We start from the raw sequence: 26,294 nt of genomic DNA, 5'->3' as shown, positions 1-26,294 counted from the left end.
CTATATCTATACAAAAAAGGCAGGCAGCCCTGTGCCCTAAGATACGCTTTCTTTAAAGTTAGAGAGGCTACGGGTGACGGTATATAGACAACTAAACCTACCTACTGAGCGATGGGGCGATTGCGCACCAGGTCTACCTTGGGAATCATCAGCTTCTGCCGGGACAGTGCTAAGTTTGCAAACATTGGCATGACGGCACCCTGACGGGTCACCGGCGGCGCTGCAATATCTAAATTCCAGCTGGGGAAGCCATCCGGGGGAACAACGAAAGAACCTCCCGGGTAGGGGCAGTCGGTACGATTGGCGCAAACCAGATAAACCCGATTATCTTCTGCCTTGGGAACGGTCAGCAGCGTCCTTTCCTCTGCCTGACGCCAGGCTGAAGACCAGACGATGATATCAGCTCCCTTCAGCGTTAGCACTCTTGTGCTTTCAGGGAACCACCCGTCGTATCCCAGGATGATGCCAATCCGACCCCAGGGCGTCTCAAAGACAGGCAGATTATTTCCCGGACTGGCCCAGGCTCGGGTGGCGGCATCTAAATGGACTTGCTGGTAGCTGCCCATGATTGAGCCATCTGGGCCAATCAGGACGGCCGAGCTCGCTAGAACGCTCGAAATTTGCTCAATCAGCGGCAGCACCATTAGGCAACCGTACTGCTTAGCAATGTTCTGTCCCTGCTCGATGAGCATGGCTGCTTGAGCCGCAGCGGCTTTGGCCTCAGCTACGGTTGGCGACCAGGTATCCAGCCCAAAATATAGCGGTAGCGCCAGCAGCTGAATACCGAGCTTAGCCGCATGGGAGATCATTTCAAACGCTGCTTCAAGGCTGCCCGATTCTGATGTTCGATGGGCCTGTACGGCGGCAACTTTGACCGTGGACCGTTCGGGAACCAGCGGGGCGGCGAGCAGGGGCGCCAGCGGCGTATCTTCAAACGGTTTTTCTAAGATGGCATAGGTGTCGGGACGGCGATCGCAGATCAGTCCTGGCTCGGGCACTTGAGAAATAAAAATGTCTGCCAATGCAACGTCGTGGGTGTCATAGGGAATCTTGGCCATGACCTGCCCGGTTGGAGCCACAATCATACTGCCACCGGGATAATAGATGCTGCGCTCCACCCCAGACTTGGTTGCCGCCACGATCCACACCTGATTCTCCAGGGCGCGGGCAGGCACCCAGAGTTCCGCCTGGTCCATGGCGAAGAAGTTTGCCATATCGAGAATGACGTCCGCCCCGTTCAGCTTCAGGCAGCGCACGATTTCTGGAATCCGCCCATCAAAGCAGATCATCGCGCCGATCCGGCCCAGGTCTGTTTCGACAACGGGACAGCCCTTGGTGCCGCATTCAAACCAGTTGTGATCGTGGGTCGCCAGAAACTGCTTTTGGTAGTGCAGGATAAGGTTTCCCGAGCGGTCTAGTAAAATGGCGCTGTTATAGACTTTGGCATCGGTCGCTGACTTTTCAGTAAAGCCGCTGGCGAGATAGATACCGTGCTTTTGACACAGGCGCGCCATGGCTTTGACGAACTCTCCCTGAAGGGATTCCGCGAGTTCCAAGCAGTGCTCAGGGCTATCGAATAGATAGCCGGTGTTCATACATTCTGGAAATACGATCAGCTCAGCTCCCTGCTGTACCGCCTGTGACGTATATTTCTCAAGCAGCCGGATATTGTGCTGTAAATCTCCTAGCGCAGCCAGGGTTTGAACAATGGACGCTCGAAACTGAGGTTTTACCATGCGTAAATGCTAGAGTCCTCTATCGAATGAACAGCGGGAGCTGTGAGTCGGTGCAGCTAAACAGTGACAAAACAAACGATGGGTTTGATGGCTCCCCTTCTCCCAGGGGCTACCGTGTATACACGACCTCTGAAACCCCTGCCCTGTTCGTGTTTGGCCCTCATCCTAAATCCTTCTCACAGTTTTGGGAGAAGGATTTAGGATGAGGCCAAGGGCATCGCATCAGGCCAGTTCCGATTTATCAAGCATGATTTCCGTCACGTCCATCTGCTGATCTAACACCCCTTCCTCATAGAACACATCGACAAATTTTTGGTAAGAGTCAATATCGGTTGAATCCAGCTCGCTAAAGCTGCGCAGCCGGGGCTGAGCGACATAGCTGGCCTGCTCAGACTTGAGGGCCGTATATTCAGAGATCACGGGGCGATATTGGTCAAAGTTTTGATTGGCTAGCCGGGTCGCTTCATCAATCACCTGAACCACTTTGGCTGCTGTCTCCGGACGATCTTGCAAAAACTTCGTGGTCAGCACCGCCGCCCCTGAATAAAAGGGATCGGCGATAAACATCGCTACTGGATTCGTCATCGCCCTTTTGGCCTGCTGGGTCGCCTCGGCAATCGAACCGACCGGTTCCAGCGAAAGGGTCGCATTGACTGCCCCCGAAACTACCGAGGGCAGCTGTAAACCAACCGCCATCTGCTCGATAGTGACATCTGAGCCTGGCTCTAGACCGTTCTTATGGAGAATGTAGGTTAGGATGGTTTCCCACTGCACTCCTGGAATCGTACCCACTTTGAGCCCTTTCAAGTCTTTGAAAGACTGAATTGAAGAATCCGGTTTGACAATTAGCCCATCGTTGATAAAGCCGCTCTTAATTCCCCCGCCCTGCAAGCCGTACACCTTAAACGTACCCGGCGCTTTCGCCTCAGCCAGGACGGTGATACCGGCTGCCGCGCCTGGAGGACCAAAGTCAGCCCGACTGGAGACCAGCGAATCAATGATTTGATTGGGGTTCTCAAATTTGACGGACTCTATTTCGATATCCGCCTGTTCAAACAGACCTTCCTTAAGAGCGACGTAGTAGGCGGTCGTCTGCATAATCGGCAGCCAGGATGCAACGACCTTCTCCTTTTTGACGATGACTTCAGGGCTGCTGGAACTGTCGCTACTGGGCGCAGTCTGACTGCCGCTACAGGCCGCGATCGCGCCTGACCCCGCTGCCAGGGCACCGTACTGGATAAACTGACGACGGTTAAACATTGACATGATTACCTTCCTTTCCAATGGACAAACTTGTTTTCGGTAATTAAAAAGATTTGATTGAGGCCATAGCCCATCACTCCCGTGGCAATAATTGAGGCGTACATCTGGGGCATATCAAACACCTGCTGAGCGTCGATAATCCGCTGACCCATGCCGTTGGTAGAGCCGACAAACATTTCGGCCACAATGATCACCACCAGCGTTAGGGATATCGAGGTTCTCAGGCCGATGAACGTCTGCGGTAGGGACTCGAAAAAAATCACGTCCCGAAACACTCTCCAGCGGGGTACCCCCATCACCTTGGCCGCCATAATCCGAGTCTTGCGAGCATTCATCACCCCGTAAGCGGTATTAAAGAAAATGATCAGCGCTCCTGCAAACGCCGCTACGGCGACTTTGGCGAAATCCCCAATCCCAAAAACAATTAGAAACAGCGGGAACATGGCCGTGGCCGGAGTGGAGCGAAAGAAATCGATTAGGAACTCAAATGACTGATAAATCTTTTCACTGGAGCCTAGAATAATGCCGATGGGTACGCCAATCACCAGGGCAATCATAAAGGCATAGAGGCTGCGGTAGAGCGTCAGGCCAAAATCTTGGAGGATGTCTCCAGAGATTAAGGCATTCCAGAGGCTCACGAAAGTTTCCGCTGGGGTGGGTAAGAGCACCCGGTCGATCAGCTCTAGGGCGGCTGCAATCCACCAAATTGCTAGGAGAATCAGGGTGCCAATATTAACTGACAAAAGGGAAGTTGCAGCTTTTGAAAGGCGATTTAAAGAGCTACTGCTCATGACCGATTGGCCTCTCTGCGAAAGACATCTAGACTATAGGCTTTGAGCCGAACAAACTCAGGGTCCGATAGGATATTGGGCGTCCGGGGGCGTCCGGCGTTGAAGGTAATCACCTCAGCAATTTGAGTGGGTCGCTTGGTCAGCAGCACAATATTGTCGGCCAGATAAACCGCTTCCTCCAAATCATGGCTAACCATCACGATTGTGACCCCCGTAGAGATAAACACGTCCTGAAGCTTGTCTCGAATAGACAGCGTTGACTCATAGTCCAGCGCCGAAAAAGGCTCGTCTAAAAATAAAATCTTTGGCTTTGTGGCTAGCGATCGCATAATCGAAACCAGCTGCTGCTGTCCGCCTGACAGCTCGTAGGGATAGCGATTTAAGTCAAACCCAACGTCGAACTGATGAATCAGCTCTTCTGCTCGCAGGCGGCACTGACGGCTGGATACGCCCGTGCTGGAGAGGGGATACTTGATGTTGTCGATGGCCCGCAGCCAGGGAAACAGCGCATCGCGGTAGTTTTGAAAGACATAGCCAATTTTGATATCTTTCAAAGCCCTGCCGCCAAACCGGACCTGGCCCGAGTCGAGGGGAATCAGCCCCGCAATCATGTTCAGCAGGGTCGATTTACCGCAGCCGTTGGGGCCAAAGATACAGGTGATTTGACCGCCGGGGATCTCAAGCGAAAAATTCTGGTATAGCGGGCTCTTTTCAAACCGTTTAGCGAGTCCGGTAATCGATATGCTGGCCTCCTGAGGTTTTTTCATTGATGGTGCAGCTTTTGAGACAGGCATTGTTGATATCTAACCGTTTTTATATTTCGATTACACTAAAGGGAGCCATACTAGCCAGGAGAGCGGGAGTGTCTGAGTCAAATCATAAGGATACCGTTAGCATTCAAGATCATGAAATCGATCGGCTTGACTTACAAATTACCGAATACCTCCAGGCCGATGGCCGCATTTCCTATAGCTATATCGCCCGCGAGATTGGCGTTCCAGAAGCGACGGTGCGATATCGGGTGAAGCGGCTGCTAGATGAAGAAATCATTAGAATTAGCGCATTTATTGATACGGGCAAGCTGAAGTATGAAAATGTTGCCTATCTTGAGCTTGATGTTAGCCCATTGTTTTTTGAATCCACGCTGCATGCACTGGTCGAGATCAGAAAGGTAAGCTACATCGCCTCTGTGACCGGAGAATTTAACATCATGATGGAATACGTTTATGAAGATAACGATGACCTGATAGATTTTATTAACTGGATGAAAGGCAAGTCAGAGATTGTCAAAATTCACTCCAGAACTATTCTTAAAATTCATAAGGCCCAGTACCCGATTCGGCTAAAGTCATAGTTTTGTTTTACTCCAAATGTGTTGCCTTGTTGAACGGGCTAGTTTTGCCAGGCCGACGCCGTTTCCTCTGGATGGTACTCAAGGTCAGCGGTGGCTGAGTTGTATTCGAGTACAGACTCTAAATGGCGCTGAAGCTTCAAAAACTTGGGATGATACCGACCCCGGAACTCAGCCGCAGCGGTGGAGACTTCTGCAATAATTTGCCCAGGCCGATCGCCTACAACGATCAGCCGTTGACCCAGCAAAATGGCTTCTTCCACATTGTGGGTGACCAATAGCATGGGGGTGGAGGTTTCTCGCCAGATCGCTAGCAAAAAAGCCTGGAGCTGCCGCCTGAGCTGAACATCTAGGGCTGAAAAGGGCTCATCCAGCAGCAGCACATCGGGCTTGACCACCAGCGAGCGGGCGATCGCGACTCGCTGCTTCATCCCACCCGACAGCTGATGCGGATAGCGCTTGCGGGCATCGTCAAGTTCTACCTGCTCGATCATGTTCTGAACCCGATTTCGGTAGCTTTGGGGCAGCTCGCCCCTGACTTTGAAGCCAAACCCAATGTTCTGCTCGACGGTCATCCAGGGATACAGGCTATGCTCCTGAAAGACCATGCCAATCTTCGGCGTAATCCCCTTTAGGGGCTGGCCGTGAAAGGAAACGCTGCCCGACGAGGGGGCCAGAAAGCCGCCCATTAGCTTCAGCAGGGTAGACTTACCCCCTCCGGACTGGCCCAGAATGGTGACAAAATCTCCCTGTTGAAGGCTGAGATTGATGTCGGCCAGCACGGTATCGCGCCTGCGATCGCGCCCAAAGCTTTTGCCGAGGTTATGGCAGGATAACACCGCAGAAGGGACCTGACTCATCCGCCTACACCTGCCACCAGAAGAACTTTTTCTGGATCAGCAGCAGCAGCCGATCGACGGCAAAGCCCGTAATCCCAATGACGCAGATCCCCAGTAGAATCAGATTGCTGTTGAATAAATTGCGGCCGGTCATCACCACCGCGCCCAGCCCGTCTCGCAGGCCGGTCATCTCAGCCGCCAGTACAGCCATCCAGGCGGCAATGAAGTTGAGCCGCAGCAGCGTGAACACCCCCGGCAGAACTGAGGGTAAAATTACCATTCGCCAAACGTTAAACTCTTGACCGCCCAGGTTCTTAGCGGTGATCAGGAGATTGTCAGGGATGCGCTTGATCTCGGCTACCGTTGCAATCGTCAGGGTAAAAAAGACCCCCATAAATACGATAAATACCGCCGTCAGGTTGCTAATCCCAAAGACAACTAGAGCCAGCGGCACCCAGGCAATGGGCGCAATCGGCGCAATCAGCCCTAAAATCGGCAGGATAAAAAGCTCAGACCATTTGGAAAGGCTAATCAGCATCCCGCAGAGCACCGAGCCCACAAAGGCCAGCGTCATGCCGGTGAGCACGCGCAGCAGGGTGACAAAAATCGACTGATAGATCGAGGCAGACTGGGAGCCCAGGCCAATTTTGAAATCGCTTTCAAACAGCACCGGCAAGAATCTAGAGGGCGGCGGCAGCACCTGCGTGACCGGATTTTCAGGGCTTGAGCCCATCCATTCCCACAGCAGAATCAACACGATGCAGGAAATCAGCCCACAGGTGACTGACAAGACCGACCGTTTCCAACTCTGATCAAACTTGGGATTAAACATGGCGAAACCGACCGCTGACATCACTGCTCTAGCTTTTTAATCGTGGAAGTATCGAAGATCTCACTCGCGGGGACGTCAGCCTTGATATAGTCCAGCGCGACCATCTGATCGACCACGCCCTGAACCGCTTTCAGGTCCGGCGTAAAGGTGATGGGGGACGGTTGAGACGTAAACGCCTCTAGCATGACGTCATCTTCAACCCGATAGTAGTTGCCGCCCTGTAGGAGCGCGATCGCGTCTTCTGGCGTCTCGTTGATCATCTCGGCCGCGCACTGGAGCCCCTTCAGGTAAGCCTCTACCACCTCAGGCCGCTCCGTTAGCGTTTGTTCTAGAACACTCACCACCGTGTTCGGCGTGGTGGGGGACCAGATCTCGGCATTATCGGTAACCACTGTCGCCTCACCGTTCTCTACAAACTGGGTCGTATAGGGCTTGATATGGCTCAGCAGGTCAACCTCACCCAGTCTAAAGGCATCGACCATGGCCAGCAGATCGTCAAAATAGACCATTTCAACATCGTCAGCTGAAATTCCTGCCTGCTCAAAGGCATCCAGCAAGATCAGCTCCAGCGTGTCTCCCCGCAGGGTAGCGATGCGCAGTTGCTGATCGGGATTGGCCTCAATATAGGCCGCCAAATCGGCAACGGAAGCAATCTCATATTCGCTTTTGGCGATCACCTGCATCACGCCCCATCCCCCCGCAGCAGCAATAGTTTTAATCGGCACGCCGCTGCTGGCGGCAAAGAAGGGCAGGGTAAACGGATTGGTGCTGAAGTCGATAGATCCGCCCGCTAAGGCCGAATTGTTGTCGCCTGGATTGGTGAAAAATACGGTCTCCACCGCCAGCCCGTTTTCTTCAAAGCAACCAGACTCGACGCCAACAAACAGAGGAGCCATATCCAGCGCAACCAGATGTCCGGCCTTAACCGGAATCAGCTCTTGCGCTTCAGCCGAGTCAGCTTCAGATGGCGATGTTGCAGAGGTTTCCGGTTCAGTGGAGCTACATGAGGCGATCGCCGCACTGATCAAAAACAGGGTGATAGACTTTTGAAACCACATGACTGAATCCTACGCCGACGACAGTTAAGCAGGTTGATCGGAGGGAGCTAGAGATAACAGATCGCTAATGTCTTATAGACTAGGTCATCCGATCGAGACCTTTTGTAGTTTTATACACAGAATAAGCAAATTAATTTCCAATTTGACTGCCAGAAAAGCAATTGCAAGGACATTCATTGCTAATTCGCTAATCTAATGTTTGAATTAGATGTAGATTGTAATTTTCCCTTCTGCCTGGGAGAGATCGCTTGCCGGTAGACCCATCGTAAGGATGACGCCTGTATGGTTTCAGCGTTTGACGTGAGTGCAACCGCTCTATTGATTGTTGACTTTCAAGCCGATAATTTTGACGATGGTCCCCTGCCCATTGTGGGCTCGGCACAGGTGCTGCCGCTGGCTAAGAAAACATTAGCCGCCGCTAGGGCAGCTGGAATGCCGATTATCCATACCAAGGAAGTCCATCGGAAAGAAATGGTAGACTTTGGCCGGGAGCTAGACGGCACCGAACCGGTTCACTGTCTTGAAAGCTGGCCCGGTACCGATTTCCATTCCGACTTCTACCCCCGCGATGGCGAATTCACCATCGCCAAGCGCCGCTACAGCGCTTTCTTTGCTACCGACCTAGATCTGTTGCTGCGCGGGCTGGGGGTCAAAATGTTAGTGATTATGGGCTCGTTGACTAATGTATGTATCCACTACACCGCCGTTGATGCCCATCAACACGACTATCACTTTTTCGTGATTGAAGACTGCTGCATGGGGTCAGACTGGGAGGCCCACTGGGCTGCCCTCAAGTCTATGGAATATTTGCAGCGGGAGTCGCGACTGATCCATCAGGAATTTATCGAAGCCCTGTCTGCTTCGAGTCAGGCCGTAGCGGCTTCTGCCTCTATCCCATCCTAATGCTGATGTTCCCCTTCACGCTCAGCCAGCAGGTCCGTCATCTTCTGGTCGATTGCTGTCGGGTCGAGCAGCCCCTTTGCCACAAGCAGCTTCTCACAGGCACCGACCCACTGCTCGTAGTAGCTTTTTGACCCTGGGGATACCTGCTCTGTCGCAGAGATTTCGTTGGCCAGATAGTCTGTCCACTCAGCCCAGCTACACTGTTTTGCTGCTGTTAGCTGATTCACAAGGGCAAAGGCATGGGCCTGCCAAGGGGCTTGAAATACCGGTTCCTCTGCTTCCGTCAGTATTCCAGGCGGCAGTCCAGAAATTTGAACTGGGGTGTTTGGCTCTGCTGTCAACTGACTGTCACGTCACCGCTACGGCCTTGACATTTAACAATTGAGCCTTGCTGGCTGTCTTCCCATTGTCAAACAGCTCGCTAGCGTTCTCTAGCAGCTGACGCTTCCATGTATTCAGCATCGTCGGATGGATCTCATACTGGCTAGCTAGCTCAGCGACGGTTTTGTCGCCTCGGAGAGCTGCAATCGCAATTTTTGCTTTGAACTCTGGACTATACTGTCTGCGTTTTCTGCTCATGAATAACTCCTATCATTTTTTGAGTGATTCGGAGCTTAGCTACCTGTCCAGTTTTTGGGGTCCACTATAGTGCTCCCTCTCTTCTCCCTCAGCCTGAGTAGTTACTAAAAAGTGATTGGGTTTTCTGCCGTCAACCCAGCCTATGGCTGAGTGCTTTAAGACATCACCTTCTGAATGTTTTCGCACTTACCGATACCCTTGAAGAATGAGTGCAAGATCTTTGTGCGGAGCCAGCTAATGGCTAAAGTGAGCGGCGGCAAACATGACTAAAACGACGCGAGGAGACCTTATGCTATCCGCTCCACTGTGTGGTTATGAGCCATTTGTGGCGATTACCTCATGCTCCAAGCCCAGAATCCACTTACGCATCTTGCTAGCACCGAGAGGAAGGAAAGGTGCTATGAGTGGAGCAACTCGACGCACAACTTGGGAGAATGCGGATTTACCTTTTGGCACTTCGGTCATGCGTTGAACCTGTCGCAGCACACGATAATCTGTACCGTGGCGCAGGTCATGGTAGCGACTCAGCTGATCTACTGCGGTAAGTTCTGCGAATACGTATGCGTCTTCGATACCCAGATTCATACCGCGTGCGCCCAGACCGGAATGGATATGCGCAGCATCACCACCCAGATAAGCGCAACCTTGCTGGAACCTTTGCGCAATGCGATGCGCGATATTGAAATCAGACTCCCATACCACGTTACCAGGACTCGAGCCTCGTGGTAGCCGTCCGAGCAGTTCTGAAACATTGCCGAGGACACGCCAAACGTTGTCCTCTATACGGACCATAAACATTGCACCATCGTTCAGCAAAAAGACGTGGGCTTCATCCGCATTCAGCGATGTTTCAAGCTCCACATCGTATAGGTACCAATCGTTATCATAGTCGGACCCATCAAATGGGATGTCGAGCGTTTTGCGGACGGTGCTACTGGGACCATCGGCACCGAGAATGACTGAGGTTGTTATCTCTTCTTCTCTGCCATTGGCGTGTCGAAGGCGGCTGAGACAGCGTGTTTGTTCGTCATTCAGTGACAGAAACTCGACACCTCGTTCTACCTCGCCGCCCAGGTCAGTTAACGTTTCGGCAAGTAATGCCTCTGTCTTAGCCTGTGAATAAATGAGCATGAATGGGAAGCGGTGTCTTACCTTCGATAAATCTAGGTGAAACAGACGATCGCCTTTGCGCCAGAGGTTTAAGGCTTGCATACGACGACCGTGTTCTAATAAACGCTCAGTCACTCCAGTGCCCTCGAGCAGTTCGAGTGTTCGTGGATTGACACCGAATGCCTTGGAATGCGCTGACGGTTCAAGACGCTTTTCCACAATGCGGGACTTAGTACCGCGCTTTGCCAACAGTAGTGCTGCAGCCAGTCCCGTTGGACCCGCACCCACTATCACGCAAGGTTCTTTTGACTTCACTGGCATTGCTCGCAATGAGAAGAAATTTGGCACATAACTACTGATTAGATCTACTCTTACAGTATATCTACCCAAAAATCAGCTAGATATACTCCAAGCTTGCAGCCTATCTAACCTAACCAGCTACAATACTCCAAGCTGTCCATAATAAGTAGGTCAACTTAATCGTTTACAAAAACAAGTAGCAAGTTGGATTGCTCGCGCAGGCCCCCAAACCCCCTTTCTTGAATGCCCCTTGGGCTATATTTTGGGGGCTTTGAATTCAGCCTGCAATAGTATGGGAGGACTCAGGGAGCCTCAACATCTGGAAAATAATTTTGCTCATCTACTTAATCACGCTGCCTTGGTTGCTCAAGATCAGAGCGCTCAGGTCGGCTCGCTCGATTCCTTTCGCAATGCCAATCATCGTGTCTGTAGTGAGCCTCAGTCTGAGGACGGGCGAATGAGAGGACTTTGCTTTTTATTCCGAAAACAGGGCGATGAGATTGTTGGACAGTTTTTTGAGCCCTATAGTGAGCGCGGAATCTGCGTTCATGGGATTGCCCATGACAGCGAGGTGGGCGGCTTTGCGGGGCAGCGTATCTTTTCTCAAACGCCGGATCCGCAGGTAGACGAAAAATTTTAAGGGAATGAGTTAAATGACTGGGATAGCCAGCTCTCGGCGCTGAAGCTAGGCAGAGGCCGGATTGTAGATCTTCAACAATGAAAGCCGTTGTCGCCCAGCATCGTATGGCGAAAATCTGGAATTTGCAAGGAGATTGCTCTGAAGGAAGTAGATCTCTTTAGGAGCAAGATAGCAGCCGCGATCGCTACGGCACTTTCTGCGGAAGTAATCACCACAGCTATGAGTATGAATTTTTTGGGTTTTCTCGTATCGGCTGGGCTGACGGCGATCAGCAATTTCCTATGCGAGCAATCCCCTGTGTGGGATAATGAGTCTATCCGATTCTGAGGACATTCAATGGCTGCTGCCTATATTCAAAACGAGGGTGAGTTTGATGAGCTGCTCAGTTCCGAGTCATTGTTGGTAATCGATTGCACGGCAGCGTGGTGTGGTCCTTGCAAGCTGGTAGCACCGTTGATCGATCAGCTGGCCGATGAGTACAGCGATCGCGCCAAGGTCTTAAAATTGGATCTGGATGCAAATCGAGAGATTGCTAATCGCTACCAGATTCGGAGTATTCCTGCTGTAATGTTCTTCAAGCAAGGGGAAGTGGCCGAAACCTTAGTTGGCAAAAAGTCCTACGAAGAATACGTGGAGGTATTGACCAAATATTTGGCCTAACAGCCTGGGTGTGCTAGCTACAAACGCCTGGATAGGAGACTTCTATCGCTACAATGCCGGTCGAATTTTGGCCCCCCAGGACTGCCAGAACCTTCGAATATAGTGGTTCCTAATCAATTGAGGTACGGGTTTGATCCCCCCTGCCCCCCTTGAAAAGGGGGGAAACCTTTTAGAACCAATATAGGTAGCATTTGGGGGGATCGAGTTTAGGCATGGATGTATCTCACTGGATTGAGAAAGGCTGTAATCCAATGATGAAAACGCTTTCACTTTTTACCATTCCAGCTATGGCAGCTGCGATCGCCAGTCTCCCAGCCCAGGCGGCCCAGGTTATCGGCGGACCGGCTAACCGCCAGTTCACCATCGAAAGTCTACCCGATGCGAACTATCGCTTTTGCAGCGATCAGGCTGAGGGCATCGATCGGGTCTCTGGAGTCTGTTTTCGTTTTCGCAAGCAGGGAGATGAAATCGTTGGCGATTACTACTATCCCTATGAAGGGTCTAGCCTTTGCGTGACCGGCAGAGTAAACAACAACACCGTCACCGGGCAGGCGGTGGAGCGATTAACGAGCAATCACTCCACTCCTGAAGAGCTGCCTGAGGGTAACTTCACTGAATGGCGACAGGAAGGCTTCTTAAAAGTGCGTTATGCAGAACGCTTAGCCGCTCCTGAGCGGATTCGATATCGCAGCCTGTTACTTAATTTGAATGACTTCTATCGATACAATGCGGGTCCAGTCGTACCACCCCAAAGCTGCCTAAGTCAGGCCAGTCAACCCATCGGCTCATCTGACTCAGTTCCCGACTATCTGAGAACGATAGGTGAATCGCCTTTTTACAACCTGCCCGTTTATCTGGCAGCCCGGACATAGCGGTTTACCCGGTAAGCATCCGGCCAGTCTGCTTCGACGGCTACGGCGGTAAAGCCTTTCTCCTGGATGAGCCGCTTAGTAATTTCGGCCCGCTCTCGATAAAACTCGTGAGTACCGTGGGACGCTTCGCCAATTAGAACAAAACGAGCGTCGCCAATCAGCTCCATCAAGGGATCGTAATCGGTCGCTTCTCCTGTGAGGGGGTGGGCTGCCTGGCGCAGGGCCGCTGGAATCGTTTTAGTCTGTGCCATTGTTCAGTCTCTTAATTCTGTCGCGTAGCTATCGTCTCTCGCTCAGCAGCCTGTTGGAGTAAGTTTCGGACTTCATCATCGGTTGTTTGTGAAAACTGTTCGTACCACAGGCCAACCGCAAAAAAAGGTCTTGGTGTTTCAGCACAAATAATTTTGTCTACCTCGACCTGGAACTCATCGCAGATTTCAGGGGCAGACACGGGTACAGCAGCGATAGTTTGTTTGGGCTGCTGCTGCCTGATGGCGACGGCAGCAGCGCGCATCGTCGCACCGGTTGCCAGGCCATCATCAACTAAAATTACGCTGAGGTCACTCAAGTTCAGGGGCGGACGATTACCCCGATAGGCTTGCTCGCGGCGTTCTAGCTCCTGCTGCTCGGCAGCGGCTACCTGGTCAATGGCAACCTCGGATAGGTCTAGCCTTTCGACGACTTCCTGATTCAGGATCCGAACGCCGCCGCTGGCAATAGCTCCCATGGCCCATTCTTCGTGCTCGGGAACCCCTAGCTTACGCACTAGGAAAACATCGAGCGGCGCATTGAGTGCCATGGCCACTTCAAATGCTACAGGTACACCTCCCCGAGGCAACCCCAGCACGATGACATCCTGACGATTGGCATAGGCTGCTCATTTCTGAGCCAGCCTCTGTCCTGCTTCAGTTCGATCTCTAAACAGCATTTTTGGTCCTGCTCATCTCAACGCTTGACGCTCGTTAAGTAGATCAACTTAATCGGTTACAAAAACAAATAGCAAGTTTGATTGCTCGCGTAGGCCCCCAACCCCCAATCCTGGGGGCTTTGAATTCAGCCACCGCCAGTATGGGAGGACTCAGGGAGCCTCAACATTTGGAAAATAATTTTGCTGACCTACTTATCTGTGTTTTTCCCTGACCTAGTGCATTTAAATCCTTGCTGAATTATCAGGCATGATGGCATCAGTCAAAACAGCTTCACTTAAATCTGCCATCCTCAAATCGACTTGTTTAAGATTGACCCGACTTAGTTTTGTTCTTTGAAACTGTGCCTGATTTAGATCTGCTCCCGACAAGTTGGCATCGGTCAGATCGGCTTGGCTGAGGTCTGCCTGAACCAAGTTTGCCCCTTGGAAATTTGTGCCAGTCGCGATCGCGGCTCGCATTTCCGCCGGTGGCACCCAGAGTTTCCGCGCCCATTCGTTAAACAGTTTCACCCTTTCGATGTCTTTTTGAGGACTGACATCGAGGGGCAGGTCATGGGCTAGATTGGTGCCAGCGTTGACGAAGCCCGCGCCCTTTTCAGAAACGGCAATGCCATAGGGGAGGGAAACGGGATAGCCGTCGTCTCCCTCCTCTGCGACTGTGCCGGCGGCATGGAGCCGCTGCTCCATCAAAGATCAGCCAGACAAAGGCGGCAGGGTCCGTACCGTCAATCACGATTGGGTCAAAGCTATTTAACCGCAGGTGGCGCACAAGCCAGTCAGTCCCGCCTTTCTGAGCCATTGTGCTGCGCTGGTCAATACGGCGGCCGTTGTTGATCATGATCGGCAGGATATCGCCACAGTCTTTCTGACGCCACCAGCGGGGAGCCCAATCGCTGCCCCGCTGCTCCTCAAAAGCCCCGTCGCTGAGAAAAGTAATCAGGCTTTCCCCCGGGAGCGGCATGTGCATGTACTGCAGCTGTACAAAACCGAGGTAGCCGCCCTCCGCCAGGCCGCCAGCCCTATGGAGGTTAACGTGGCTCCCCAATTGCCCGTAGCCCACGGCCCAGCGCTCTGCGGCAGGATGCTTTTGGCGATAGTGTTCGACCCAGTCTGCCTGGCGAATGGCCGTAGCACTTTTAGTCTGCGTCATGAGCTTGATGCCCCAGAAAATCCAGCGATGGCAACCACGATGCCACCTGATCTTTAGGATGGTGGAATAGGACTATGGGTAAACCCGTCTTTAGGCGGACTTCATTCTGGAGCCGACTCCTTCTCTTGCCAGAGGTTTGATCAGGGCAGGCGAACCCCAGACATGACTGGAGACATGACTGGGGTTGCAAGAGGGTTTTAGACATCGCCGCTGGAAGTAGATCCGTCCGGGGTCAGACGGGTAACAGTGCCCTGCCTTACTAAGATGGCAGTACAGGGACACGCGGAAGGCATGATTCTAGACGGTGTCCTTGTCCTGGCGTTTTGAGGCCCTTTAATGTCCGTATCTCTGAATGCAGAGTCCCTCGACCGGTCCTGGCATCATCTGTCAGTGCAGGAGACTGTCAAACAGCTCAAGAGCCACCCCGATCAGGGCTTAGCAGCGGACGAAGTGACTCAGCGCCAGGAGCAGTTTGGCCCCAACCGGCTCACTCCCAAAAAGCAGACCAGCCCCTGGGTCCGGTTTTTGCAGCAGTTTAACCAGCCGCTGCTCTATATTTTGCTAGCTGCCGGAGTGATCACCCTGTTTCTGCAGGACTGGGTCGATGCGGGGGTAATCTTCGCGGTGGTTTTGGTCAATGCTATCGTCGGCTATGTCCAGGAAGCCAAGGCAGAGCAGGCTATGGAAGCTCTAGCCGAATCGATTGTCACCGAAGCTGCGGTAATCCGCCGGGGGAAGCGGCAGCAGCTCCCCGCCGATCGGCTCGTGCCGGGGGATCTGGTCTATCTCGAAGCGGGAGACAAAGTTCCCGCTGACCTGCGGCTAGTTGAAATCAAAAATCTGCGCATTGATGAGTCCGCCCTCACGGGCGAATCTGTCCCCGTTGATAAGCAAACCCAGCCCCTCGACGCCGATCTTCCCCTCGCCGATCGCGCCAATATGGCCTTTGCGGGAACGGTCATCACGTCTGGTAACGGTCGAGGTTTGGTAATTGCGATCGCAGAAGCCACCCAAACCGGGCAAATCTCAGAACTGGTAGAGCAGCGAACCAATCTGAGCACACCCCTAACCCGCAAGCTAGAAAAATTTAGCTGGCAGCTGCTCTATATCATCTTGGGGCTGGCCGCCCTGACCTTTGCGATTGGGCTGGGGCAGGGAAAGTCCTGGCTGGCCGTGTTTCAAACGGCCGTGGCGCTGACCGTCAGTGGCATTCCTGAAGAACTGCCGCCCCTGGTAACGATTGCCCTGGCAATCGGCGTTTCCCGAATGGCTAGGCGAAACGCGATTATCCGTAAGCTGCCCGCGGTAGAAACCCTGGGTAGCGCGACGGTGATTTGTTCGGATAAAACTGGAACGCTGACTGAAAATCAGATGACGGTTGAGCAGATCTATGCGGGTGGCCAGCGCTACCATCTCAGCGGCGCGGGCTACAGCACCGAGGGCGAAATTCTCCAGCAGGAGCAGCCAGTTGATCTGGCTCAAGCGCCAACGCTGCGGGACTGCTTGCAGTGCGGGCTGCTGTGCAATGACTCAGAGCTGCAGGAGGAAGAGGGACAGCTGACTGTCGAAGGCGACCCGACCGAGGGGGCCCTGATTGTGGTGGCGCACAAGGCCGGGCTGAAGCGGCCAGACTTAGAGGAAAAGCTGCCCCGACGGGATAGCATTCCCTTTGAGTCAGAATACCAGTACATGGCGACGCTTCACGATCGGGAGGAGCAGGGGCGAATCATCTATGTCAAGGGTTCGGCAGAGGCCATATTGAGCAAATGTGAGGCTCGAAAGCCAGCCCGTGGAAACGATGTTAGTCAGACCGACAAAGCAGAGACCGCCGATCTGAACATCAGCGAAATTGAACAGACCGTCGAAGCCTTTGCAGAACAGGGCCTACGGGTGCTGGCCTTTGCCCAAAAGCCGGTAGGGGCTGATTTTGATACGTTAGAGCGCGAGCAAATTGAGTCGGGCCTAGTCTTTTTGGGACTCCAGGGCATGATTGACCCTCCCCGAGAGGAAGCGATTCGAGCGGTCGATGCCTGTCAGGAGGCAGGTATCCAGGTCAAGATGGTGACCGGCGATCACGCTGTGACGGCCAGCGCGATCGCCCATATGATGCACCTCAGCCCGCACGAAAAAACGCCCATTCTCTCGGGACGAGACATCGCTCAGATGAGTGACGAAGATTTGAGAAACCGCATGGACGATACCGCCGTCTTCGCTAGGGTCGCGCCAGAACAAAAGCTACGGCTGATCGAAGCCCTCCAAGCACTCGGCCATGTCGTCGCCATGACCGGAGATGGGGTAAATGATGCCCCAGCCCTGAAGCAGGCCGATATTGGGATCGCGATGGGCCAGATGGGGACCGAAGTGGCCAAGGAAGCTTCGGATATTATCCTGACGGATGATAACTTTGCCTCGATTGAGTCGGCGGTTGAAGAGGGGCGCACGGTTTATCTCAACCTGAAAAAAGCGATCGCCTTTATCCTGCCCGTGAACGGCGGCGAGTCGCTAACGATTCTTGCCAGCGTATTGTTGAATACGGCTTTGCCGATTCTGCCGCTGCAAATTCTCTGGATCAATATGGTGAGTTCCAGCTCCCTGTCTATTCCCCTAGCGTTTGAGCCCCAGCCAGACGGAATTATGCAGACCCCGCCCCGTCGTCAAAACCAGCCGCTGCTGTCAGGCCACATTCTTTGGCGGATCGGTCTAATTTCCCTATTCAACTGGGCCGTCACCTTTGGCATGTTTGAATGGATCACGTCGAGAACCGGGAATGAAGCGCTGGCTCGCACGATGGCGGTGCAAACCCTGGTATCCGCAGAAATCTTTTATTTGCTCTGCATTAGTCGCTTTCTGCCGTCGCTTTGGGCAAAGCTGCGCCAGCAGCCGCAGCCGCTGGCCTATGCTCCCGCGATTGGCATTGCCTGCGTTGTTGTTTTGCAAATTCTATTCAGCCAGCTGCCCTTGCTCAATCGACTCTTCAATACCGTGCCGCTGAGCTGGACTCAAGGACTTTTATGCCTGGGGACAGGGCTGCCCGTGATTCTGTTGGCGCTAGTGTTGAAGTGGCAGAAACCCCTGAAATAGATATGAGATAGGCAAACGCCTTCCTATCCAAAGCTATCGAGGTATCCTCGGGAAGCCTTAGACAAGCTTGCTTTTGGCCAAAGCCATGTTCCATAACCATGCGGTAATAGAATCAGCAGGTATGTTGACAACGAGCAATCTCTAACCGAATCTATCTAGAGGCCGATCAGCAAACTGAATTGCTTGGATGGCTTGAGACATATAGAACGGTGTACAACTCAGTCGTATTCAAGTTAGTTTAGAGCCGCCTTTCCTCAGTCATATGACAGAAGCCTTGCCAGCTGAGCCGATTGCGATTATTGGGATAGGGTGTCGGTATCCGGGTGCAGGCCATCCCGCTGCGTTCTGGCAGATGCTCCGCAGCGGCTTGGACGGCGTGACTGAAGTTCCTGCCAGTCGTTGGGAAAATGGACTTGATCCAAAGCTGGCCCATCTGCGCCGGGGCGGTTTTTTAGAGCAGATCGACCAGTTTGATCCACAGTTTTTTGGGATTGCGCCCTGCGAAGCGATAACGATGGACCCTCAGCAGCGGCTGCTGCTGGAAGTCGCCTGGGAAGCGCTGGAAGATGCCGGGCAGCGATCCGACCGGCTGCGGGGTTCGAAAACCGGCGTCTTTGTCGGCATCAGTACCCACGACTACTCGGTCATGTTGTGGCAGCAGCCGGTCGATAATCCCTACGCGACGACGGGGACGGGGAACTGCATTGCCGCCAACCGAATTTCCTATGCTTTTGACTTCAAGGGGCCGAGCCTGGCCATCGATACCGCCTGCTCGTCTTCGCTAGTCGCCGTACACCTGGCCTGTCAGAGTCTATACACCGGCGAGTCTAGCCTGGCGATCGCGGCTGGCGTCAACATCCTGCTAGTCCCCAATATCACCGCTGGGTTTGCCCAGGGCGGATTCATGTCCAGCAGCGGACGCTGCCGCAGCTTCGCCGCCGCCGCCGATGGCTACGTCCGCAGCGAGGGGGCCGGTGCCGTTGTTCTCAAACCCCTAGCCCAGGCACTGGCCGACCGCGACCCAATTTATACCATCATCCGGGGCAGCGCGGTCAATCAGGACGGGTTTGGTCATGGCATCGCTGCGCCCAATCCCAAAGCGCAAACCGCCGTTCTGCGAGCCGCTTACCAGCAGGCCGGAGTAAACCCGGCTGAGGTGCAGTATGTCGAGGCCCATGGCACCGGCACGAAGCTGGGCGACCCGGTTGAGGCTCAGGCCCTAGGAGAAGTCTTCTCAGCCGGACGGGCCGCAGACGATCCCTGCGCCATTGGCTCAGTCAAGAGCAACATTGGCCATACCGAAGCGGCAGCGGGCATTGCCGGGTTAATTAAGGCGGCCCTCGTCCTCAAGCATCGAGAGCTGCCGCCGAGCCTACACTGCCACCCGCTCAATCCGAACATTGACTTCGCCGGACTGCGGCTTCAGGTGCAGACCCGGCTGGCTCCTTTAGCGGCGCGATCGCACCCCGCCTATGTCGGCGTCAACTCCTTTGGCTTCGGCGGCACCAATGCCCATGTGGTCTTGGAGGAAGCGCCGGTACGCCCCGTCGAGTCGTCTAGCCCCAATCAGACCCAGCTCCTCACCCTGTCCGCCAAAAGCCAGCCCGCGCTCAAAGCCCTGGCCCAGCGCTATCAAACCTTTCTAGCTGCGAATCCAGAGCTACCGCTGGCCGATATCTGCACCACGGCAAATACGCGGCGATCGCACTTTTCCCATCGGCTAGCCTGCGTTGCGGATTCGGCAGGGCAGCTTCGGGGACAGCTCCGGGACTGGGCAGCAGGAAGCACACCGGTTGGAACCCTAGCTGGCTCTATCCAAGCCGAGCGGCAGCTGGTCTGGCTATTCACTGGCCAAGGGGCTCAGTTTGTGGGCATGGGCCGCGAGCTGTACGAGCAGCAGCCGATTTTTCGTCAGGCCCTGAACCGCTGCCAGACGATTCTAGCGGCCCACCTCCAGCCGGCGCTGACCGCAGTGCTCTTTGCTGATGATGCGTCCCTGCTCGACCAGACGGCCTACACGCAGCCTGCCCTGTTTGCCCTCGAATACGCCCTGGCCCAGCTCTGGCTCGCCTGGGGTCTGCGTCCCACCCGACTGCTGGGGCACAGCGTTGGGGAATATGTGGCGGCTTGCCTGGCAGGCGTTTTCAGCCTGGAAGCCGGGCTAGCGCTGATTGCCGCTCGGGGTCGCCTGATGCAGGCTCTGCCGCCTGACGGCGCGATGCTGTCCATACGGGCCAGTCAGGCACAGCTTCAGCCGATGCTTTCGCCCTACGAGAGTGAGATCGCGATCGCGGCTTTAAACGGCACTGAGAGTACCGTAATTTCAGGCCGGGAAACCGCGATCGCAGAATTACAGTCTCACTTGGAAAGCCAATCCATCCAACATCAGCGACTCAACGTCTCCCATGCTTTCCATTCGCCGCTGATGGCGCCGATGCTGGCCGAGTTTCGCCAGATTGCCCAGGGGGTGACCTACTCCCCGCCGACGCTGCCCATCGTCTCCACCCTAACGGGAGCCATGGCCACCGCCGACATCGCGACGGCGGATTACTGGGTGCGGCATGTCTGCGAGCCGGTTCGCTTCCTAGACGCGATGACAGCGCTGGGTGAAGCCAATCTGACCTTTTTAGAAATTGGGCCAAAGCCGATTCTTTTAGGGTTGGGACGAACTTGTTTAGCGAATCGTGGGCACCAATGGCTGCCCAGCCTCCAGCCCGAACGCTCTGGTCGGAGGGTAACGCTCCAGAGTCTGGCAGCGCTCTATGTCCAAGGCTTTCCGGTAGACTGGGACGCGGTCTCGGAACCGGCTATACCAATCTCGCTGCCGACCTATCCTTTCCAGCGGCAGCGCTACTGGTGGCCTGGTGCTGAAGTATCCAAGCTGGCTCCCGCCAATCCGAAGCAGCCAACAGACTCAGGGCATCCGCTGCTGGGACAGCCGCTGCCACTGGCAGGCACGACTGAGCAGCGCTTTCAGGTTTCACTAAATACCTCACGACTGGCCTACCTGGCCGATCATCAGATTTTATCCCAGGCCCTGCTGCCTGCCGCCGCCTTTTTTGAAATCGCGATAGCCTGCGGCATGGCTTCGCTTACCGCGGCTGGCCAACAAGCACAGCAAGGCTCTTTTACGCTGTCTGCGACCTCGATCGAGCAGCCGCTGCTGCTGTCGGATAGGGAAACGGTACTACAGACGGTGTGGTCTCCCCAGGTCGATGGCACGGTCCAGATCCAAATCTTCAGTCAGTCAGATCAGGCTGCCGAATTTACGCGCCACGCCGTAGGTCGGCTCTCTGACCTGACAGCAGCAGCCCCACAAGTTTCCCTTACAGACTTTCAATCGGCCTTTCCACATCCCCCCGCTGACCCGGTCGCCTACTACCAAAGTTTGGCCGAACAAGGCTTTAATTATGGCCCCAGTTTCCAAGCCATTCAGCAGCTCTGGCCGGGCGACCGCCGCGCCCTCAGCCAGATCCAGCTGCCCGCTGACCTGACGAGCGATGGCTATCACCTCCATCCGGCCCTGCTCGATGCCTGCTTGCAGAGCATTGGAGCCGCTCTGGATACATCGGCGGCTCAGCATACCTATCTTCCCGTTGGCCTGGAAAGCCTCCAGTTTTATCGGACAATCTCGGGCAGCGGTTGGTGCGGGGTAAGCCTACATCCGTCGCAGACCGCGGATTTGGAGTCCTCATCAACCCTCAAGGCCGATATTACGATTTGGGATGCGGCAGGCGCGATCGCGACCCAGATCATCGGCATGACGCTCCAGTCCGTCAGCCCCGCTTCACTGCGCCGCCTGCTGGGCCAGACCGAATCGACCCAGGCCTTTTACCATCTCGCCTGGCAGGCTCAGCCGCTGCCGACGGTAGCTCAAGGTTTACAGCCGCGAACCTGGCTGGTGTTTGCCGATACTTCTGTCAGTCCGAAACTTGTAGCGTCGCTACAGGCCAGGGGCGATCGCTGCATTAGGGTAGAGCCTGGGCAAGAATTTGCGATCGCGGCCCCCGACCATTACATTCTCAATCCCGCCTGCCCCGAGAACTTCCAGCAGCTGCTAACTGAGCTCGCTGCGTCGCTAGAGGCATTAGGGAAAACGACCTGCGACATTTTACATCTATGGAGCCTCGATACGCCTGCCGATGGTCAGCCTGACAGCCAGCTGCGCAGCTGTGGCAGCCTGCTCCACCTCGTCCAGGCTATGCTCAAACAGTCTGCTCTGAAGGCACGGCTCTGGCTGATAACCCAGGCGGCCCAGGCGGTTGAGCGCTCTGTGCCGGTACAGCTCCAACAAGCGCCGCTGTGGGGACTGGCTCGCAGCCTGCGACAGGAGCAGCCCCAGCTCAAATGCACCTGTATAGATCTCGATCGCGCCGCCAGCCCAGAGAGCCGGGAAGCGCTGCTGAATGAGCTTTATGCGGGCTCCGACGAAACTCAGATTGCCTACCGACGGCGCGATCGCTACGTGGCTCGGCTGTCTTCCCAAACAGCTGACTTTCTCCCATTGCCGGAAACGGCAGCCTATCGGCTAGGTATGGCTCGCTATGGCAACCTCGATCAGCTCACCCTGCTCCCGAGTCAGTGGCGAGCGCCCCAGTCAAACGAGGTGCAAATTCAGGTCAGGGCGGCAGGAATCAACTTCCGCGACGTGCTCAACGCGCTTGGCTTACTCAAGCCGGTTCTGGAAGAAATGGGCTTCACCGACGCGACTCAGGTGCCCTTCGGGGGGGAATGCGCCGGGGTGATTACGGCAGTAGGCAGCGGCGTCACCGGTCTGCAGGTGGGCGATTCGGTGATTGCGGCCCAGGCGTTGGGCAGTCTGGCCCAGTTTGTCACAGTACCGGCGGCCTTTGTTGTTCCCAAGCCCTCCGGCCTAACTGACGCTGAAGCGGCGACTTTGCCCACGACCTTCTTGACGGCTTACTATGGCCTGATCCATCTGGCCCAGCTTCAAAAAGGCGATCGCGTTCTCATCCACGCTGCCGCTGGTGGGGTTGGCCAGGCCGCAGTCCAAATTGCCCAGCAGTGCGGGGCCGAAATCTTCGCAACCGCCAGCCCCGGCAAATGGGACTTTTTGCACGGACTCGGCATTCAGCAGGTGATGAACTCGCGCACCTTCGACTTCGCCGACGATATTCTGGCCGCGACCGATGGCCAGGGCGTGGACGTTGTTTTCAACAGCTTGAATGGGGAAGCCATTCCGCAAAATCTGCGGGCGCTAGCAGCGAACGGAAAGTTTGTTGAAATTGGCAAAATCGGCATCTGGCAGGCCGAACAAATCCACGAACACCGACCAGATGTTGAATACTTTCCCTTCGATCTGTTGGAAGTCTCCCAGGCCCAGCCCGACCTGATCTCAGCTCTACTCAGCCAGCTGCTAGCCCAGTTCCAGGCCGGGTCACTCCGTCCATTGCCGAAGGCCGTATTCCCAATCGAAGCTGCCCCGCAGGCTTTTCGCTATATGGCCCAGGCCAGGCATATCGGCAAAGTGGTACTCACGCTGCCGCCGGTAGCCCCGCAGCAGTCCCTAATTCGGGCCGGGGCGACCTATGCTGTTACGGGCGGGTTCGGCGCGCTGGGGCAGCTCGTCGCCCGGTGGCTGGTGGCTCAGGGCGCAAAACATCTTGTGCTGATCGGTCGCACGATGAAGCCAGCAGTTCAGCCCTTTCTCCAGCAAATGGAGCAGAGTGACGTCACTGTGCGGACGGTAGCAGCTGATGTGGCCGACCTGACTGCGTTGGAAGCTGCCCTTTCGGAGGCCACGCTGCCCTATCCGCTAAAAGGGGTCTTTCATCTGGCCGGATGCCTGGACGATGGCCTGTTGACGAACCAGACCTGGGCACGCTTTGCCCCCGTGCTAGCACCCAAGCTTACGGGAGCCTGGAATCTGCATCAGCTGACGCGATCGCGAGACCTGGATCACTTTGTCTGTTTCTCTTCCATCGCTTCCCTACTGGGCTCGCCAGGACAGGGCAACTACGCCGCCGCGAACGCCTTTCTCGATGCGCTAGCCCACCATCGCCGCAGTCTGGGTCTGCCGGGACTGAGCCTCAACTGGGGACCTTGGGCCGTTGGGATGGCGGCGCGGCTGACTGAGCAGTTCATCGCCCAGGGGCTGAACCCGATTGAGCCAGAGCGGGGACTGCAAATGCTGTCGGACCTGATGCGCCAGCCTGGAGTCCAAGTTGGCGTGATGGATATCGACTGGGCTAGGTTTTTCCCACAGCTGGCAGCGATGGATCCGGTTCTAACGAACCTAAAATCAGCCCAGGAACAGGACAAAATCCAGCATCGCCTTAACGGCGCAAACAGCGGTCGGAAGACTGACTTTGAAAGTCAACAGAACGGTTATGAACAACCTGTCCAGGCCATTAGCGAGCATGGGCAAGACGGGCAGAATGGTAAAAACGGACAGCACGAGCAGAATGAGAAATACAGAGAGAACAGGCAAACTCCTGCGCTATTAAGACAGCGGCTAGCAACTGCCTCTGCAGAACACCGCGCGGCTCTGCTCGCCGCGGATATCCAAACCCTGCTGTCGCGGGTCATGGGCTTTAGCAGCCCCGACCTGATCGACCCAGCTGAATCCTTCGGTGATTTAGGCATGGATTCGCTGATGGCGGTAGAGCTGAGCAGCCAGCTCCAAACCCAGCTGGACTATCCTATCTCGCAGGCGCTGATCTTTGACCATCCCACAGTTGACGCCCTAGCGGCTTATCTGTCCGAACAGCTGACGCCTGAGCTGGCTGATGAGTCTTTGCAAACCTCAGAACCATTGCTTCAATCCGCTTCCCAATCCCTAGCCGAAACGATAGCCCATGAGCCGACTTCAGGGCATGGCGCAAACTTGCAGGACAGCTTACGAGACTCGACGACGGCTGATTGTTCTCAGCCTGTGATTCCGCCCGAATACTATCAGTTTCAGCTGATGCCTGAATATCGCCGCCTGCGCGACCAGATTGAACAGGCCAGTGCGCGCAATCCTTTCTTTACCGTCTATGAGGGGATTGCCAGCAACATAATTCAGCGCCAGGGGCGATCGCTGATTAACTATGCCAACTACAACTATTTGGGACTCTCCGGCGATCCGCGCGTCTCTGCCGCTGCGCAAGCCGCCATCGACCAGTATGGCACCTCAGTTTCAGCCAGCCGCATTGTGTCGGGAGAGCGGGCTCTGCATCGGGAGCTGGAGCAGGCCCTGGCGCACTTTTTAGGAACTGAGGACTGCCTGCTGTTCGTCGGTGGTCATGCGACTAACGTGACCACAATCGGCCATCTGTTTCAAGAGAAAGATCTGATTCTCTATGACGCGCTGAGCCACAACAGTATTCGAGAAGGCTGTCAGCTCTCGGAGGCAACCGCGATCGCGTTTCCCCACAATGACTGGCAGGCCCTCGACCGGCTGCTGCATCAGCATCGCCGCCACTATCAAAAAGTCCTTGTCGCGGTTGAAGGCATCTATAGCGCCGATGGCGACCTGCCCCCCCTACCCGAAATTGTCCGGGTTAAAACCACCCATCGCGCCTTTTTGCTGGTCGATGAAGCCCATTCTCTGGGTGTTCTAGGCTCCCACGGTCGCGGCGTCGGCGAACATTTCAACCTCCCCGCCAGCGCAGTTGACCTGTGGATGGGGACACTGAGCAAGTCCCTCGCCAGCTGCGGCGGCTATATCGCAGGCAGCGCCGCCCTGATCGAATATCTCAAGTACACCGCCCCTGGCTTTGTCTTTAGCGTCGGCATGTCTCCGGCCAATACCGCTGCGGCCCTAGCCGCACTGCGCCTGCTGGAGGCTGAACCCGAGCGAGTGGCCGAGCTGCAAGCGCGATCGCGGCTCTTTCTCCAGCTTGCTCAGGAAAGCGGCTTGAATACCGGAGCCAGTCAAGACTCCCCGATCATCCCAATTATCGTCGGCCCCACCGAAAAAGCCGTACAGCTTTCCCAAACTCTTTTCCAGAGAGACATCAACGCCCAGCCGATGGTCTACCCCTCGGTCTCTCAACACGCCGCCCGAGTGCGCTTTTTCATCACCGCTCTCCATATGCCTGAACAAATTCGAGAGACGGTAGAAACGCTAGCGGCAGAGCTAGCAGCATTCACTTAGAGCCGATAGACTCCCGCCTTGGCCGAGACAACGACAAAACTGCCAGAACCAGGGCCGTGAAGCCGAGTGTGTAAAGCCCAGCCCGCGCAGCGTGAGCATA

General features: G+C 55.1%; 18 protein-coding genes and 3 pseudogenes. 7 read left to right on the top strand and 14 right to left on the bottom strand.

What is annotated here, in order from left to right:
* Positions 1-101: 101 nt before the first annotated feature.
* The 4 genes from IQ241_RS10815 to IQ241_RS10800 all read right to left on the bottom strand — a co-directional run bounded on the left by IQ241_RS10815 (position 102) and on the right by IQ241_RS10800 (position 4,557).
* The gene (locus IQ241_RS10815; protein WP_193906902.1) at positions 102-1,736 is read right to left on the bottom strand and encodes a carbon-nitrogen hydrolase family protein; all 1,635 of its coding nucleotides are present in this window, start codon (positions 1,734-1,736) and stop codon (positions 102-104) included.
* Positions 1,737-1,958: 222 nt separating this feature from the next.
* A complete protein-coding gene (locus tag IQ241_RS10810) occupies positions 1,959-3,002 on the bottom strand; it encodes an ABC transporter substrate-binding protein (protein ID WP_193906900.1) in 1,044 nt (347 codons plus the stop codon).
* Positions 3,003-3,004: 2 nt separating this feature from the next.
* Positions 3,005-3,790, bottom strand: coding sequence for an ABC transporter permease (locus IQ241_RS10805; RefSeq protein WP_193906898.1), 786 nt, complete (start codon positions 3,788-3,790; stop codon positions 3,005-3,007).
* Positions 3,787-4,557: an ABC transporter ATP-binding protein gene (locus IQ241_RS10800; protein WP_228021578.1), complete on the bottom strand. Its 771-nt coding sequence runs from the start codon at positions 4,555-4,557 to the stop codon at positions 3,787-3,789. The genes IQ241_RS10805 and IQ241_RS10800 overlap by 4 nt, the downstream gene beginning before the upstream one ends.
* A gap of 95 nt (positions 4,558-4,652) precedes the next feature.
* Here IQ241_RS10800 and IQ241_RS10795 point away from each other — a divergent pair, with 95 nt between their 5' ends.
* Positions 4,653-5,144, top strand: a complete 492-nt coding sequence (locus IQ241_RS10795) for an Lrp/AsnC family transcriptional regulator (protein WP_322743628.1) — start codon at positions 4,653-4,655, stop codon at positions 5,142-5,144.
* A 38-nt stretch (positions 5,145-5,182) separates the two neighbouring features.
* Here IQ241_RS10795 and IQ241_RS10790 read toward each other — a convergent pair whose 3' ends face one another.
* Genes IQ241_RS10790 through IQ241_RS10780 form a run of 3 tightly spaced genes read right to left on the bottom strand, consistent with a single transcriptional unit; the run spans position 5,183 to position 7,870 of the window.
* Positions 5,183-6,001: an ABC transporter ATP-binding protein gene (locus IQ241_RS10790; protein WP_193906892.1), complete on the bottom strand. Its 819-nt coding sequence runs from the start codon at positions 5,999-6,001 to the stop codon at positions 5,183-5,185.
* Between the two features lie 4 nt (positions 6,002-6,005).
* Complete coding sequence (locus IQ241_RS10785; protein WP_193906947.1) at positions 6,006-6,812, bottom strand: ABC transporter permease; 807 nt, start codon at positions 6,810-6,812, stop codon at positions 6,006-6,008.
* A 20-nt stretch (positions 6,813-6,832) separates the two neighbouring features.
* The gene (locus IQ241_RS10780) at positions 6,833-7,870 is read right to left on the bottom strand and encodes an ABC transporter substrate-binding protein (RefSeq protein ID WP_193906890.1); all 1,038 of its coding nucleotides are present in this window, start codon (positions 7,868-7,870) and stop codon (positions 6,833-6,835) included.
* Between the two features lie 282 nt (positions 7,871-8,152).
* Between IQ241_RS10780 and IQ241_RS10775 the strand changes: the two genes are divergently transcribed.
* Positions 8,153-8,773, top strand: coding sequence for a cysteine hydrolase family protein (locus IQ241_RS10775; protein WP_193906888.1), 621 nt, complete (start codon positions 8,153-8,155; stop codon positions 8,771-8,773).
* On the opposite strand, the gene IQ241_RS10770 is transcribed toward IQ241_RS10775, so the two are convergent.
* The 3 genes from IQ241_RS10770 to IQ241_RS10760 form a co-directional block, all read right to left on the bottom strand.
* Complete coding sequence (locus tag IQ241_RS10770; protein ID WP_193906886.1) at positions 8,770-9,114, bottom strand: nitrile hydratase accessory protein; 345 nt, start codon at positions 9,112-9,114, stop codon at positions 8,770-8,772. The two genes, IQ241_RS10775 and IQ241_RS10770, sit on opposite strands and share 4 nt — an antisense overlap.
* 7 nt (positions 9,115-9,121) lie before the next feature.
* Positions 9,122-9,352, bottom strand: a complete 231-nt coding sequence (locus IQ241_RS10765) for a transposase (RefSeq protein ID WP_193906884.1) — start codon at positions 9,350-9,352, stop codon at positions 9,122-9,124.
* Positions 9,353-9,664: 312 nt separating this feature from the next.
* On the bottom strand, positions 9,665-10,783 hold the full coding sequence (locus tag IQ241_RS10760) for an FAD-dependent oxidoreductase (protein ID WP_193906882.1): 1,119 nt from the start codon (positions 10,781-10,783) through the stop codon (positions 9,665-9,667).
* A 337-nt stretch (positions 10,784-11,120) separates the two neighbouring features.
* On the opposite strand from IQ241_RS10760, the gene IQ241_RS10755 reads away from it, so the two are divergent.
* The 3 genes from IQ241_RS10755 to IQ241_RS10745 all read left to right on the top strand — a co-directional run bounded on the left by IQ241_RS10755 (position 11,121) and on the right by IQ241_RS10745 (position 12,934).
* Entirely contained in the window at positions 11,121-11,402 is a 282-nt protein-coding gene (locus tag IQ241_RS10755; protein WP_193906880.1) for a hypothetical protein, read from the top strand.
* 336 nt (positions 11,403-11,738) lie between these two features.
* Positions 11,739-12,062: a thioredoxin gene (gene trxA / locus IQ241_RS10750; RefSeq protein ID WP_193906878.1), complete on the top strand. Its 324-nt coding sequence runs from the start codon at positions 11,739-11,741 to the stop codon at positions 12,060-12,062.
* Positions 12,063-12,274: 212 nt separating this feature from the next.
* Positions 12,275-12,934, top strand: a complete 660-nt coding sequence (locus IQ241_RS10745; RefSeq protein ID WP_228021577.1) for a hypothetical protein — start codon at positions 12,275-12,277, stop codon at positions 12,932-12,934.
* Here IQ241_RS10745 and IQ241_RS10740 read toward each other — a convergent pair.
* The 4 genes and pseudogenes from IQ241_RS10740 to IQ241_RS10725 form a co-directional block, all read right to left on the bottom strand.
* A pseudogene (locus IQ241_RS10740) lies at positions 12,925-13,185 on the bottom strand (erythromycin esterase family protein); the annotation flags it as partial. The gene IQ241_RS10745 and the pseudogene IQ241_RS10740 overlap by 10 nt on opposite strands.
* 11 nt (positions 13,186-13,196) lie before the next feature.
* A pseudogene (locus IQ241_RS10735) lies at positions 13,197-13,862 on the bottom strand (phosphoribosyltransferase).
* A gap of 222 nt (positions 13,863-14,084) precedes the next feature.
* Positions 14,085-14,321 carry a pentapeptide repeat-containing protein gene (locus IQ241_RS10730; RefSeq protein WP_390622451.1) on the bottom strand — a complete coding sequence of 79 codons (237 nt, stop codon included), beginning with the start codon at positions 14,319-14,321 and terminating at the stop codon, positions 14,085-14,087.
* Positions 14,304-14,907, bottom strand: a pseudogene (locus tag IQ241_RS10725) (xylulose 5-phosphate 3-epimerase); the annotation flags it as partial. The gene IQ241_RS10730 and the pseudogene IQ241_RS10725, both read right to left, overlap by 18 nt.
* Positions 14,908-15,348: 441 nt before the next feature.
* On the opposite strand from IQ241_RS10725, the gene IQ241_RS10720 reads away from it, so the two are divergent.
* Positions 15,349-18,093 carry a cation-translocating P-type ATPase gene (locus tag IQ241_RS10720; protein WP_193906870.1) on the top strand — a complete coding sequence of 915 codons (2,745 nt, stop codon included), beginning with the start codon at positions 15,349-15,351 and terminating at the stop codon, positions 18,091-18,093.
* 262 nt (positions 18,094-18,355) lie between these two features.
* Positions 18,356-26,194 (top strand): type I polyketide synthase, encoded by a 7,839-nt coding sequence (locus IQ241_RS10715; protein WP_193906868.1) that lies wholly within the window; start codon positions 18,356-18,358, stop codon positions 26,192-26,194.
* The last annotated feature ends 100 nt before the right edge of the window (positions 26,195-26,294 follow it).

It is taken from the genome of Vasconcelosia minhoensis LEGE 07310, from assembly GCF_015207255.1.
GTDB lineage: Bacteria > Cyanobacteriota > Cyanobacteriia > Phormidesmidales > Phormidesmidaceae > Vasconcelosia > Vasconcelosia minhoensis.
The sequence above is the reverse complement of the archived record's forward strand: the minus strand, read 5'-3'. Positions and strand labels throughout refer to the sequence as shown.